Here is a 13,503-nt window from a genome sequence, read left to right as displayed (position 1 = left end):
CTAAGCTCTAGTTGTCGCCGCCCCGGGTGGCCCGGGCGTGAGTCCGCCGAAGGCGCCGTAGCGCCGCATGGCCACGAAAACCCGCAGGGCCTGGTCTGGGCGCGCCGGGTCGACCATTCCGCGGCGGACCAATACTCCGGCTGCGCCAAGCCGGTCCTGCGCCTTGGCGAGCATGGGCAGCCGAGGGTTCACGACGCGGTGTCGGCTTCGGCAACCGCGTTACGCAGAAACAATCCCGCCGTCTCGAGACTGATCAATCCCTGGTCTCGCGGCCAGAGCCAATAGCCGTGCATCAGACCCGGCCACACCTGCTCGTCGCAGCAACCGCCCGACGCGAGCACTTGCGCGGCGAACGCCTCGGCGTCGGCGCGCATGACTTCCCTTGTACCGAAATGTATCTGGATCGGCGGCAGACCGGACAGGTCCGCATTTAACAAACACAGCCGCGGATCCTCGGCGTCATGGCCACCGACGTAGAGCGCGACAGCGCGTGCGGCAGCACGCGGATCGAGCGGCTGACGACGGATGCGCGTGTCGGCGCTGCTGGCCCGATACGCCGGATCGATCAGCGGGCCGAACAGGGCGAGCGCCGCCGGAGCGGGCAACCCTTCGCTGCGGAGCCGCAAGGCAAGCGCCACCGCCAAGTGCCCGCCGGCCGAGTCTCCGGCGACGACGATCTTCGCCGGATCGTGGCCCTGCGCAAGGAGCCAACGGTATGCGGCGAACGCGTCGTCCTCGGCTGCCGGAAAAGGGTGTTCGGGCGCCAGCCGGTAATCGATAGCGAAAGTCGGCATGCCGGAGTATTTGGAAAGGTGCGAGGCGAACCCGCGATGGGTGCGCGACGAGCAGATCAGGTAGCCGCTGCCGTGCAACACCAGAACCGCCCCGACGCCGTCGTCGGCTTCCGGCGCCCACACCCACTCCCCCCGCACCGGTGCGGAAACCGGCTCAACCCGAATACTGGGAACGACCGGGGTACTGCGGGCAATCAGATAGTCGGCGGCCGGCCGTAACCCGGCGAACAGCCACTGCTGCGACAGCAGCACGTCGAACATCAGGTTGAGGGTCAGTCGCGAGATCGGAACGTAGGTCAACCAGTCGAGTGCGGCGAGCGCGCTCCGCCGCAGGGCTTTTGCCGTCGTCCGAGCGGTCATCCGGCGAGCAGGCCCTTGGCGATGTGGGTCACCTGGACCTCATTGCTGCCGGCGTAGATCATCAACGACTTGGCGTCGCGGGCCAGCTGTTCGACCCGGTACTCGGCCATGTAGCCGTTACCGCCGAAGAGTTGCACGGCCTCCATCGCGACGTCGGTCGCGGCCTCGGACGAGTACAGCTTGATCGCCGACACCTCGGCCAACGAGGGCACCCGGCCGGCCTGCATTTTCTCCAGTGTCTGAAATACCATGTTCTGCACGTTGATCCGGGCGACTTCCATCTTGGCCAGCTTGAGCTGAATGAGCTGGAACTGCCCGATGTTCTTGCCCCACAGGGTACGGGTTTTCGCGTAGTCGACGCAGAGGCGGTGGCATTCGTTGATGATTCCCAACGACATCAGCGCGACGCCGAGTCGTTCGGCGGCGAAGTTCGCCCGCGCGCTTTCGCGGCCGTCGCCACCGGTGTGCTGCTCGGTCTCGCCGAGCAGCCGGTCGGGTGTGAGCCGGACGTTGTCGAAGAACAATTCGCCGGTCGGCGACGACATCATGCCCATCTTCTTGAACGGCTTGCCCTGGGTCAGCCCCGGCATGCCGGAATCGAGGACGAACGGCAGAACCGGTCGGTTGCGCCGGTCGACGGAGCCATCGTCGAGTTTGGCGTAGACGATCAGCACGTCGGCATACGGACCGTTGGTGATGAAGGTCTTCTGCCCGTTGAGCAGGTAGTCCTCGCCATCCCGCTTGACGTATGTCTTCATGCCTCCGAAGGCATCCGACCCGGAGTCGGGCTCGGTGATCGCCCACGCCGCGATCTTCTCCAGCGTCATCAGTTCCGGCAGCCAGCGCTCCTTCTGAGCGAGCGTGCCGCGGCTCATGATCGTCGCCGCACCCAGGCCGAGGCTGACACCGATCGTGCTGAGCAATCCGATGCTCACCCCGGCGAGTTCGGACACCAGCACGGCCGCCATCGACGCCTGAGCACCCAGATCGCCCAATCCGCCCGATGATCGCTTCTCGGTCTCGGCTGTGGCCTCCGCGCTGCGGGCCCGCTCCTTGTCCAGCAGCGTCTTGACCGCCTCGGCGGCCAGCACGTCGAGGCCGAACTCACTGAACAGCTTGCGCGCGATCGGGTATGGCGAAATCTCACCGGTTTCCAATACGTCGAGCTGCGACCGGATTTCCTTGTCGATGAACTCGCGCACCGTATCCCGCATGATCAGGTCGGTGTCAGACCATTCGAACATCATCTGCTCCTGATCAGTGCGGCAGCCGCGTGGCGATGTCGTCGATCTGCCACGGACCGTCGGTCTCGATGGTCTCGGTATCGTGCCAGCCGGCAAGCGCCGAAATCGCCCCGCCCTGAACCGCATACACCTTGCCGGTGATCGGACACTTGTCCGTCGCCAGGTAGGCCACCAGCGGCGAGATGTTGGCCGGACTGAACAGATCGAGCTCGCCCTCGTCGGGTTCGGCCATCAGCGATCCCATGCCGGGGGTCGCCAGCGTGAGCCGGGTACGCGCGATCGGTGCGATCGCGTTCACCCGCACGCCGTAACGCTCTAACTCCTCGGCGGCGATCAGCGTCATGGCCGCGATTCCCGCTTTGGCCGAACCGTAGTTGGCTTGCCCGGCATTCGGCAGCGTTACCCCGGAGCCCGACGCGGTGTTGATCACCGCGGCGTTGGGTTGATCGCCGGCCTTCGACTGCGCCTTCCAATAGGCCGCGGCGTGCCGCAGCATCGCGAAGTGGCCCTTCAGGTGCACGGCGATCACCGCGTCCCATTGCGATTCCTCCATGCCGGCGATGAACGAGTCCCGCAGGATGCCTGCGTTGTTCACCAAGACGTCGAGCCGGCCGAACTCGGCGATAGCTTGTAACACAACGCTTTCCGCGCCGCTCCAGGTGGCAATATTCTCGCTGCTGGCAACGGCGGTCCCACCAGCGTCGGTGATCTCATCGACCACGTCGCGCGCCGGGCCGCTGTCGGCACCCTGGCCAGCGTTGTCGCCGCCGAGGTCGTTGACGACCACCTTGGCGCCTTCCCTGGCGAACAGCAGCGCGTGTTCGCGCCCGATGCCGCGGCCCGCGCCGGTGATCACCGCGACGCGGCCTTCTAATGCACCCATTGATAGGACTCCTCGATATCAGTCGGCTATTACTGCCAGCCCGTCGGTGATGACGAAGTCGTCACCGCGGGCCGTCTCGAACGCGTAGCTGGTGGTTCCGTTGGCGCTGCTGACGTCCCAGATCCGGGTTTCCAGATCGTCGCCGGGCAACACCGGTTTGGAGAATCGGACCGCGAACCGCTTGAGCCGGTTCACATCCGAGCCGGCCAGCTCGGTAAGCACCGCCCACGAGGTGAACGCCATGGTGCACAACCCGTGGGCGATGATTCCGGGCAGACCGGCGTCTTTGGCCACCTCCTCATCGAGATGGATCGGCATCGGATCCCCGGCGGCAGGCGCGTAGCGGAAAGTCTGGTCGCTGTCGATGTGCTGCACGACCTTGGCTACCGGCGCCCGCTCCCGCAGCTTGTCGTCGAACTTGTGGTCAGGGCTCAGGTCGCCGACCGCCTTGCCGACGTTGAAGCCCCGCACGAACGTGGTGACGTACTGCTCGTTGACCAGTTCGCCGTCCTCGGTGCGACATTCGAGCACGATCGCGGCGCGGGTACCTTTCTCGAGTCCCTGGTAGCCGATCATCTTGCCGCGCGAGACGAGTTTGTCTCCGGGGCGGATCGGCCGGTGGAAGTGGAAGTCCTGTTCGCCGTGCACGACTCGGGGGATCGCCTCGATCGGCATCACATCGATGGCCGGCATGAGCAACGCCTCGAAAACGGGGACGATCGCGAACACCGGCGGCGCGATGTCCCCACTGCGGTGCGCTTCGATCGGGTCGTTGGTCGCCGCCGCATACTCTGCGAGCCGCTCCCGGATGACCTCGAACCGCTGGTCGTCGGTCCAGCGGTTCAGCCCGGTGTCGTCGAATTCCATCTGCTCCGTCATGCTCAGGCCGACGCCAAGGCCAGCGCGTCGAGCTGATCGAGCGTCTTGTCGAGTTGCTTGACGCCGTCCTTCTCCACCGCCTTGCCCAACGCGCCCTTGATCAGCGCGCCCTCGAAATCGCCGAACACGGTGAATTTGGAGCCGCTTTCGAGCGGATCGATGGTGAAGGTGAACTGTGCCTTGACGCCGGCCATTCCGGTACCCGACAGCACCAGCCTGCGTGGCGCGTCGACCGATTCGATCGTCCACTCGATTTTATTGGCCATACCCAGCATGACGATCTTGGCGGTCAGCTTCGACCCTTCGCTGAGCGTGGCCGGCGGCTCCTCCAACCACTTTTCGTGGACCGTGAACCACTTGTCCCAGTTGGCGAGGTCGCTGACGGTTCCCCACAGCGCCTCCGGGCTGGCGGACAGGTCCCGGGTGGCTTCGATGTGTCCCACGGTGATCCTTTCTGGTTCTTTTGCCAAGCCGGTGGTGCTGTTTAGCGTTCGGCCCGCTGGTATGCGGTGATGACTGCAGCGCCGCCCAGTCCGATGTTGTGCTGCAGTGCGGCGGTCACGTTGTCGACCTGTCGCTTGTCGGCGGCGCCGCGCAGTTGCCAGTTCAGCTCGGCGCACTGCGCCAGGCCGGTGGCCCCGAGCGGGTGTCCCTTGGAAATCAGCCCGCCTGAGGGGTTGACCACCCACCGTCCGCCGTAGGTGGTGTCGCCGTTGTCGATCAGCTTGGCCGCGTCACCCTCGGCGCACAGCCCCAGCGCCTCGTAGAGCAGCAGCTCGTTGGCCGAGAAGCAGTCATGCAACTCGATCACCTGGAACTCCTCGGGCCCCAGCCCGGACTGCTCATAAACGCGTTGGGCGGCCTGCACATTCATGTCGTAGCCGATCAGGCCCTTGCAGGTGCCGTCGAAGCTGCTGGCGAAGTCGGTGGTCATGGCCTGCCCGACGATCTCCACCGCCTGCCCGGCCAGTCCGTGTTTGTCGACGAACGCTTCGGAGGCCAGGATCGCCGCGCCTGATCCGTCAGACGTCGGCGAACACTGCAGCTTGGTCAGCGGGTCGTAGATCATCCGCGACGCCAGGATGTCGTCGAGCGTGTAGGAATCCTGGAACTGCGCATACGGGTTGTTCACCGAATGCTTGTGATTCTTGTAACCGATCTTGGCGAAATGCTCTGCGGTGGTGCCGTATTGCTTCATATGCTCACGACCGGCGGCACCGAACATCCACGGCGCCGGAGGAAAGAGCACCTCGGAGATCTCGGCCATCGCCATGATGTGCTTGTCCATCGGCTGGGTACGGTCGTCGTACGTCGACGCCAGCGAACCGGGCTTCATCTTCTCGAAGCCGAGGGCGATCGTGCAGCCGGCCAGCCCGCCGCGAATCGCCTGGGCAGCAAGGTATAACGCGGTCGACCCGGTCGAGCAGTTGTTGTTGACGTTGACGATCGGGATCCCGGTCAGGCCCAGCTCGTAGAGGGCCCGCTGGCCCGACGTCGACTCGCCGTAGACGTACCCGACGTAGCCCTGCTCGACCTCGGTGTAGTCGATGCCGGCATCCTCGAGGGCCTTGGTCCCGGACTCGCGGGCCATGTCGGTGTAATCCCACCCCTCGCGGCGACCCGGCTTCTCGAACTTCGTCATCCCCACACCGACGACGTAGACCTTGTTTGACATCGCACTCCTTTGGACGAGGTTGAGACGAGCGGCCAACCGCTTCCCGTCATAACATACATGGCTGATTGTATCTTTACTAATCGCCGCGAGAGGTGCACGATGTAGGTCACGCCCTCATCCCTCCCGAGGAGGTACTCAATGACGCGGCGTGACTTCTGTTCACTACGTGTGCCGCTGGCGATTGCCGGTGCCGCCTTGCTGGCATTGACACCGACGATGACATCGCCGTTCACGTTCAAGGCGCACACGGTCACGACGGCAGTGGCGTTGCTGGACAACGAGGCGCTGATCATGAACGGCAGCGACCCGTGCTGCGTCACGTCCATCACGCCGTGGTCTATACCTGCTCCGTGGTACATGGCGGAAGCCCAGGGTTATATCACCCCGCACTTCTCCGGGTACACCTCGGTCGGCCTGCCGATACCCGACCAGCTTGGACCGTTCACCGGACTGGGCAGCGAGACATTCGGCACCTCGCTACAGCAAGGCACCGAGATTCTGAACAACGCGATCATGACCGCCCCCGGCGACGTGGTGGCGTTCGGCTACTCGCAGAGCGCGACGGTCGACACCCTGGAGCTGGAACAGCTAGCTACCTTGCCCACCAGCGAAAGGCCGGCCTTGGACCAGCTCGCCTTCGTGATGATCGGTGACGGCAACAATCCCGACGGCGGCCTGCTGGAACGTTTCGACGGCGCCTACATTCCCTCCCTGGATGCGTCGTTCTCCGGCGCGACCCCCGACGACGTGTACCCGACCGACATCTACACAGTCCAATACGACGGATGGGCCGACTACCCGCAATACCCGCTCAATTTGCTGGCCGACCTCAACGCCTTTGCCGGCATCGCGTATGTGCACGGTGAGTATCCGTTTCTCTCGGCCCCGCAGATCGCCGCGTTGGCTCAGGAGTTGCCGACGACGGCGAGCGACACCATGACCCACTACTACCTGATTCCCACCGAGAATCTGCCGCTGCTGGACCCGGTGCGGGGCATCCCGGTGGTGGGCCAGACACTGGCCGACCTGCTCCAACCGGATCTCCGCGTCCTCATCGAGTTGGGCTATGACCGGATCGCGCCGGCAAACGTGCCCACCCTGGCCGAACTGTTCCACACCGACGTCAATCCGATCACGGTGGTCCAAGACCTGGTCCAAGGCACCGTACAGGGGGTAAACAATGCGCTCACCGACAATGGGCTGCCGGACCTGCCGACGCAGATCACCGGCCCCATCACCGACTTGGAAACCTCACTCGGTGCCCTGGCCGGCGAGATCAACCCGGCCATCCAAGCCTTCAGTGGCGGCCTGCAGGACGCCCTGAACAGCGTGACCGTTCCCGCCCAATTCGCTGACGCGCTGAGCCCCGTCTCCGACGCGGTCAGTTCCGCCGACACATCGCTTTCTGAGCTGGTCAACGCCAAGATCGATCCGGCGATCCAAGCCGCCGTGTTCGGCATCGGTGATTCGCTGCGAGAAACGTTGAGCAACGTCGGCGCTCCTGTCCAGCTCGCGGACGGCGTCTACCTCCTCGAGCAGGTGCTACCCACTGAGCTTGAGGTGCCTGGTGATGTTCTTACCAATGCTGTCCATTACGGGGCTACCGGGCTCCAGGATTTGGTCGCCAATAACTTTGACGGCTTTGTTCAAGAACTCGAACTCATTCCCCCGGCAGTCATCAGCCTGTCTCTATTTACGGGTCTCATTCCTGCACTGGGACTGGCGGACCTCGTCGCCGGTGTTCCGTTAAGCCTCTGAGCTGACCGGCAACACCTCGGCGAGTGGCACGTGCAGATGCTCGCAAGCCCGGTCCCAGCGGCGGCGCGCACGCTCAGCGTCCCGGTCGACGAAACTGGCCATCAGGATTCCCGCAGCGCGGTTGCGGTCGGCACGGATCCACGGAGCTACAACATCACCGAGCGCCGCTGACCTGCCCAACATGTGTGTTATAAGCCCGTCGGTCGCGGGTAACCGCAGTCGAAGATGGCGCCTACTCCGGGCGCCGTTACGAACAGGAGTTTGTGATGATCGGATCAATAGTCCTCGCCATCGTCGTGGGCGCGCTCATTGGTTTGGTGGCGCGTCTCGTCATGCCGGGCAAACAAGACATCGGCATGGTCATGACGATTGCACTCGGCGCCCTCGGTGGCTTGATCGGCTCGTGGGTGGCCAGCTACTTCGGATACCACAATGCCAATGGTGGAATCGCCTGGATTCCGTTCTTCATTGGAGTCGGCGCTGCCATCGTCCTCATTGCGATCTGGGAAGCGGTACGGGGTCGCCGTACCCGGCACGGGGTGCTTCGGTAACTCGCTCCGACAGCGCGGCGGTAGCGATCGCCCGCAGATGCACACCCGCGCGCTCCCATCGGCGCCGCGCACGCTGTGAATCCCGGTCGAAAAAGCTCGCAACAAGGATTCCCCGCAGCGCGTCCATCGCCGTGTAGACAACGTTGCGGAGCTCCTTTTGGGCGGGGTGCTCCGGCAGCAGTTGGGCGATCGCGGCGATCAGTGTGCTATTGACGACGGGCTCTACCCGCTCGATCTGCCGCGCCAGCACCGGATCGGTGCGGGCGGCGACCCAAAGTTCCAGTGTTGCAATGAACATCGGGCCCTGGTGCGCTTCCCAAAGGAATTCCAGCATTGCCGACACCGGATCGCGACTGCTCTGGACACGTCCGAGTTCGCGGATCGCGCCCTGCGCACGCTGTTGAGCCAGGTGTTCGATAGCCGCGACCACCAGATCTTCCTTTGACCCGAAGTGGTGGATCTGCGCGCCACGGGTGACACCGGCAAGTTCGGCTACTCGCGGCGTGGTGGTTCCCGCGTAGCCATAAGTCACCAGGCACTCGATGGTGGCGTCCAGCAGACGCGTCCGCATGGCAGCAGTGCGCTCCGCCTGGGTGCGTCGAACCCGCCGTCCGTTGACTTCCGCCGCCATCGCGACCGCACTACCTTCCCGGTGCCCATCGAAGTAGAGATACGTTCAACTGAGAACGTAATGCTACCGCATCGGTCGCAGAGTTGAGTCGCGGCGTCCAACGACACCGCTTTCCATGACGTAGCTGTGGTCATCGGGCTTTTTGAGCAGCCGCAGATACTCGTGTGGGTGATACGGCCAGAGTTCGGGCAGTCCGTCGGTACCCAGGTACCAGCTGCTGCAACCGGTCGTCCACACCGTGCCGGGCAACCCGCGCCGAATGTGTTCCAAGTACGCGTCGATGGCGGCGGCGGTAGGGCGGAGTGTGTCGTACTCCCCCGCAGCCCATCGGGTTATCCACTTCAGCACGTACGCCGCCTGCGTCTCGGCGACCTGCACCAGCGAGAAATTCCCGATCGGGGAATGCGGGCCAAGGAGCATGAACAGATTTGGCATGCCCTGGATCGCAACGCTCTTGTAGGCACGAGGACCCGCTGACCATGCGTTGCTGAGGGTGTGGCCGTCGTGGGTGCGGACCGTCGCGGGACGCACATAATCGTGTGCGTTGAAACCCGTTGCCATTACGACGATGTCGGCCGCGTGCAGCCTGCCGTCCACGGTCCGGATACCACGCTTCTCGAACCGGTCGATTGCCGCCGTCTCCAGGCTCACGTCGGGACGCTGCACCTTAGCGTAGAAGTCGGGATGAATAACCAACCGCTTGCACCCGGGCCGATAGTCGGGAGTCAGCTTGGCGCGCAACGCCGGATCGGCAACCGACGCGAGGTTGCGCTCGCACACCCGGTTGACCACCCGTCGTCGCAGACCGGGCTGCGTGAGTCCGACACTGAAGATCTCGAACGTCTTGTATTCGGTACGCAGCACTGCCCTGTTCAGTAGCCGGCTTCGGCTCAGCAACGCGCGAGCGGCCGGTGGTATCGACGGGTTGGGCATACGGGCAACCCATTGCGGTGTGCGCTGAAAGAGGGTGGCGTGCGCGGCCACCCCGGCCACCGCCGATATCAGCTGCACACCGGTGGAGCCGTTGCCGACGACGGCGATCCGCTTGCCCGCAACGGAGATGTCATCGCTCCACCGCGCGGAATGCACCAGCTGGCCGGCGAAGTCGCTCATGCCCGCGATGTCCGGCACCCTGGGTCGGTGTAAGAAACCAGTCGCCAAGACCACGAAGTCGGCGTCCAGATTCTCGCCGTCGTTCGTGGTCAGCCGCCAGCGCAGCCCGTTGTGGTGGGCGTCAACAACCTCGGTGTGGTACCGGATCATTCGCTCGATGTTGTGCCGGCGCGCCGAGTCCACGAAGTAGTCCTGGATCTCCGGGCCAGGCGAAAAGAGCCGGCTCCACGACGGATTCAAGTCGAACGAGTATTGGTACAGATGCGACGGCACGTCGCAGGTCAGTCCCGGATAGCGGTTGTCCCGCCAGGTTCCGCCGGGGCGGTCGTCCTTCTCCAGGATGTTGACATCGGTGAATCCCGCGCGGTCGAGCAGGATCGCCTGGCACAGGCCGGACATCCCGGCGCCAACGATGACGATCCTCGGCGAGCGACGCATCAGGTGAGCGCCTGTGTCGGGCTCTTAAATGGGCTCAGCCCCAACCGCATTCGTGCCAGACCCCGCAGCGAGCTGTTCGTCGTCCACTCCGGCGTGCCGATCACGTCGATGCGCTGCACGCGCTGCACGAGTTCGCGCAGCACCGCCCTGCTCTCCATCCGCGCCAGACTCGCGCCCAGGCACAGGTGAATACCCGAGCCGAACGCGACATGGGAGGGATTGCGCGCGGCAACGAATGCGTCCGGATTGTCGAACTGCCGCGGGTCACGGTTGGCCGCACCCCACAGCAGCGCCACCCGCGCGCCGGCCGGAATCGTTGCCTCTCCCACCCGGTAGGCGGTCTTCGCCGTGCGGTAAAAACCCTGAATCGGCGACGAGAAGCGCAGCTGTTCCTCGATCGCGCTGCCCACCAGCGCGTCGGGATCCTGCCGGATCAGCTCGAACTGATCGGGGTTCTCCCACAACGTCAAGAACATGGTGCTCAGCAGGTTGGTGGTGGTCTCGTTGCCGGCCAGCAATAGCAGCAACGCGAAGTAGAACAGTTCGTCGCGGCTGATCTCGCCGTCCCCCGCGGTCGCCACCAGATGACCCAGCAGTGTGTCGCGCGCCAACAGCTCACCGGTTTCGATACGGCTGCAGAAGTACGAATGAAGATGGCGCACGCCGTTGAGGGTGGGCACCATCTGCCACAAACCCTTCGCCGTCATTTGGATGTTGGCCACTCGGACGGCCTCGTTGGACCAGTACCGGAAAAACTCCTCGTCCTCCGGCGGAATCCCCAAGATGTGCGCGATCATTCGCATCGGCAGCGGCACCGCGAGCCGTTGCACGACATCGGAACCCGGGTTGGCCAGTAGTTCGGAGACCAGTTCGCTCGCCAGCCGATCGACCGTCTCCTGCCACCCGCTGAGCACCCCGCGCGCGAACGCGGGCTGCACCTTGCGCCGTAATTCGGTGTGCCGCGGCGGATCCATGTTGAGCATTACCGGGATTTCGACCCGGGACCGCGTCACCCCTTCGGCGTTGGTCAGGATCGCGTCGTTGCGGGCCGCGGCGCGCACGTCGTCATACCGGCTCAGGATGAAGATGTTGCGTTTGCGGTTGTATCGGACCCGCGGACCGGCCAGCAATTCGGCGTATCCCGGGTAGGGGTTGGCGGCGGTCACCGGATCGAACGGGTCGAAGGACGTCTCGTGGATGCCGGGATATTCCCGGCGCTTGAGCTTCGCGCCCAGATCGGTGGTGATGTTGACGTAGAGACTGTCTGCCATCGGCCTGGCCACCGAGGTTGCCAACCGCATGTCGTGTCTGAGAGTCACGGTTCCTCCATCCGCCCGCGGATCCGATCACCTGTGCAAGCGTGACCGTAACAATTATTTCTGTAACAGACAATGGCGTTAAGATAGGCGGCATATGGAGATGACGATCGACCAGCTTGCCCAGCGCGTTTCCATGTCCTCGCGCAATATCCGGGAGTGGCAACGCCAGGGTTTGCTGCCGCCGCCCACCCGCCGCGGACGCGTCGGCATCTACTCCGACGAGCATGTCGCGCGGATCAGGCGGGTGCAGCAGCTGCACTCCGAAGGCTTCCCGCTCGACCTGATCCGGCGAATGATCGACACCGGCACCGGCGACGAGAACGACATCCGGCACTTGGCGGCCGAAGTGCTCGCCCCGTTCAGCACCGCAGGCCCAATCACCGTCAGCCGCAAAGAACTCGATCACCGACTCGGCGCCGGCGCCGCGGCGCACCTGGCCAAGCTCGGCCTGATCGCCGATGCCGCCGGCGACCCAGTGTCGGTGCGCGACGCGGAGGCGTTGGATTTGATCGAAGGCATTACCGGTGTGGGTGTTTCGCTGGAGCGGCTAGTTGCCACGCTGGTCGACGTCCGCGAGCATCAGCGTTCGATCGCCGACGTGATCCTGCGTGCCTACGCCGAGGACGTGTGGGAGCCGTTCGTGTCGTCGAAGTTCGCCGCGCCGGACTGGGCTTCGCTTGCCGACAATGCGGGGCGAGGCCGCCGACTGGTGAGCGCTCTGCTGACTCATCTTCAGCAGACCGCGTTCGACGACGCCGCGGCGTCGGTGATGTTAAGCGAGGTCGACCAGGCCGAGCGGGCGCTGGAGGGCATTAAACCGACGCACGAGCGGTCCTGATTACAGTGTGGCCGGGCGGATTACGACGACTGACTTCGTCTTCGGGCCGTCGTCGCGGAGCAGCGCGATGACCCGGCCGTCGGCGTCCTGCGCGGCGTAGACGCCGTCGATGCCGGCCGGCACGAGCGCCCGGCCATTGGCCGCCGCGTCGGCCTCCTCGGCGGTGAGGTCGCGGCTCGGAAACAACTGCAGGCAAGCCTCGTCGAGGCTGAAGCTCAGCCGTGGCCGCTCGGCCAGCTCGTCCAGTGAGCGTGCCTGCTCCAAACCGAACCGGCCGACCCGGGTGCGCCGCAGCGCGGTCAGGTGACCGCCGACCGCCAGCGCGTCGCCGAGATCGCGGGCCAGCGCGCGGATGTAAGTCCCGGACGAACAGTCCACCGCGACGTCGAGATCGATCAGCGGGCCGTGGCGCTGCAGGGCCAGCATCTCGAACCGGTCGATGTGCACCGGCCGGGCGGCCAGTTCAACGCTGTGTCCCTCGCGGGCCAGACGGTAGGCTCGCTGGCCGCCGACCTTGACCGCGCTGACCGTCGACGGCACCTGCATGATGTCGCCACGCAATCCGCCGATCGCAGCGGAAACGGCCGCCTGGGTCAGGTGCTCCGCCGAGACCTCTTGCAGCAGTTCACCTTCAGCGTCCTCGGTGGACGTCGCTTGGCCCAGGCGGATGGTGGCCGCATAAGACTTCGAGGCGCCGGTCAGCAACCCCAGGATCTTGGTTGCGCGGTCGACTCCGATCACCAGCACACCGGTTGCCATCGGATCCAGGGTTCCGGCATGGCCTACCCGGCGGGTGCCGAAAATCCGTCGACAGCGCCCGACCACGTCGTGGCTCGTCATGCCGGCCGGTTTGTCGACGATGACGACGCCCGCGTTCATAGGACGATCGCTGTCAGCACCAATTCCCGTTCGACCGACCAACGTCCGGTCAGTGACATCAGCGGCGGACCCGACAGCGTGGCGCCGTCGATCAGGATCACCGATTCGAAAGTGCCGCCGGTGCCCGAGTCGTCGATGCCG

General features: G+C 64.8%; 15 protein-coding genes and 1 pseudogene. 3 read left to right on the top strand and 13 right to left on the bottom strand.

Annotation, left to right across the window (positions count from 1 at the left end):
• Genes VKI00_RS29815 through VKI00_RS29785 form a run of 7 tightly spaced genes read right to left on the bottom strand, consistent with a single transcriptional unit; the run spans position 1 to position 5,835 of the window.
• The gene (locus VKI00_RS29815) at positions 1-192 is read right to left on the bottom strand and encodes a hypothetical protein (protein ID WP_324444662.1); all 192 of its coding nucleotides are present in this window, start codon (positions 190-192) and stop codon (positions 1-3) included.
• Positions 189-1,154, bottom strand: a complete 966-nt coding sequence (locus VKI00_RS29810) for an alpha/beta hydrolase (protein WP_324444660.1) — start codon at positions 1,152-1,154, stop codon at positions 189-191. Before VKI00_RS29810 ends, VKI00_RS29815 begins: the two co-directional genes overlap by 4 nt.
• The gene (locus VKI00_RS29805) at positions 1,151-2,398 is read right to left on the bottom strand and encodes an acyl-CoA dehydrogenase family protein (RefSeq protein WP_324444657.1); all 1,248 of its coding nucleotides are present in this window, start codon (positions 2,396-2,398) and stop codon (positions 1,151-1,153) included. The genes VKI00_RS29810 and VKI00_RS29805 overlap by 4 nt, the downstream gene beginning before the upstream one ends.
• Before the next feature lie 13 nt (positions 2,399-2,411).
• Positions 2,412-3,281, bottom strand: coding sequence for an SDR family oxidoreductase (locus tag VKI00_RS29800; RefSeq protein WP_324444655.1), 870 nt, complete (start codon positions 3,279-3,281; stop codon positions 2,412-2,414).
• 18 nt (positions 3,282-3,299) lie between these two features.
• The gene (locus tag VKI00_RS29795) at positions 3,300-4,160 is read right to left on the bottom strand and encodes a MaoC/PaaZ C-terminal domain-containing protein (RefSeq protein ID WP_324444653.1); all 861 of its coding nucleotides are present in this window, start codon (positions 4,158-4,160) and stop codon (positions 3,300-3,302) included.
• A gap of 2 nt (positions 4,161-4,162) precedes the next feature.
• Positions 4,163-4,603, bottom strand: coding sequence for a type II toxin-antitoxin system Rv0910 family toxin (locus VKI00_RS29790; RefSeq protein ID WP_324444651.1), 441 nt, complete (start codon positions 4,601-4,603; stop codon positions 4,163-4,165).
• 41 nt (positions 4,604-4,644) lie between these two features.
• Entirely contained in the window at positions 4,645-5,835 is a 1,191-nt protein-coding gene (locus VKI00_RS29785) for a lipid-transfer protein (protein WP_324444649.1), read from the bottom strand.
• Between the two features lie 138 nt (positions 5,836-5,973).
• On the opposite strand from VKI00_RS29785, the gene VKI00_RS29780 reads away from it, so the two are divergent.
• A complete protein-coding gene (locus tag VKI00_RS29780; protein ID WP_324444648.1) occupies positions 5,974-7,593 on the top strand; it encodes a PE-PPE domain-containing protein in 1,620 nt (539 codons plus the stop codon).
• On the opposite strand, the gene VKI00_RS29775 is transcribed toward VKI00_RS29780, so the two are convergent.
• Complete coding sequence (locus tag VKI00_RS29775) at positions 7,582-7,776, bottom strand: hypothetical protein (RefSeq protein WP_324444646.1); 195 nt, start codon at positions 7,774-7,776, stop codon at positions 7,582-7,584. The genes VKI00_RS29780 and VKI00_RS29775 overlap by 12 nt on opposite strands.
• Before the next feature lie 83 nt (positions 7,777-7,859).
• Between VKI00_RS29775 and VKI00_RS29770 the strand changes: the two genes are divergently transcribed.
• Positions 7,860-8,144: a GlsB/YeaQ/YmgE family stress response membrane protein gene (locus VKI00_RS29770; RefSeq protein WP_324444644.1), complete on the top strand. Its 285-nt coding sequence runs from the start codon at positions 7,860-7,862 to the stop codon at positions 8,142-8,144.
• On the opposite strand, the gene VKI00_RS29765 is transcribed toward VKI00_RS29770, so the two are convergent.
• The 3 genes from VKI00_RS29765 to VKI00_RS29755 form a co-directional block, all read right to left on the bottom strand.
• On the bottom strand, positions 8,086-8,775 hold the full coding sequence (locus VKI00_RS29765) for a TetR/AcrR family transcriptional regulator (RefSeq protein WP_324444642.1): 690 nt from the start codon (positions 8,773-8,775) through the stop codon (positions 8,086-8,088). The two genes, VKI00_RS29770 and VKI00_RS29765, sit on opposite strands and share 59 nt — an antisense overlap.
• A 63-nt stretch (positions 8,776-8,838) precedes the next feature.
• The gene (locus tag VKI00_RS29760) at positions 8,839-10,329 is read right to left on the bottom strand and encodes a flavin-containing monooxygenase (protein ID WP_414687333.1); all 1,491 of its coding nucleotides are present in this window, start codon (positions 10,327-10,329) and stop codon (positions 8,839-8,841) included.
• Positions 10,326-11,645, bottom strand: a complete 1,320-nt coding sequence (locus VKI00_RS29755) for a cytochrome P450 (protein WP_324444639.1) — start codon at positions 11,643-11,645, stop codon at positions 10,326-10,328. The genes VKI00_RS29760 and VKI00_RS29755 overlap by 4 nt, the downstream gene beginning before the upstream one ends.
• 100 nt (positions 11,646-11,745) lie before the next feature.
• Here VKI00_RS29755 and VKI00_RS29750 point away from each other — a divergent pair, with 100 nt between their 5' ends.
• Positions 11,746-12,483, top strand: coding sequence for a MerR family transcriptional regulator (locus VKI00_RS29750; RefSeq protein WP_324444637.1), 738 nt, complete (start codon positions 11,746-11,748; stop codon positions 12,481-12,483).
• Here VKI00_RS29750 and truB read toward each other — a convergent pair whose 3' ends face one another.
• Both truB and VKI00_RS29740 read right to left on the bottom strand, forming a co-directional pair.
• On the bottom strand, positions 12,484-13,362 hold the full coding sequence (truB, locus tag VKI00_RS29745) for a tRNA pseudouridine(55) synthase TruB (protein ID WP_324444635.1): 879 nt from the start codon (positions 13,360-13,362) through the stop codon (positions 12,484-12,486).
• Positions 13,359-13,503 (bottom strand): annotated as a pseudogene (locus VKI00_RS29740) (4'-phosphopantetheinyl transferase); the annotation flags it as partial. The gene truB and the pseudogene VKI00_RS29740, both read right to left, overlap by 4 nt.

Source organism: Mycobacterium sp., from assembly GCF_035314665.1.
Taxonomy (GTDB): domain Bacteria; phylum Actinomycetota; class Actinomycetes; order Mycobacteriales; family Mycobacteriaceae; genus Mycobacterium.
Note: the sequence above shows the minus strand (reverse complement) of the source record. Positions and strands in the feature narration are given on the sequence as shown.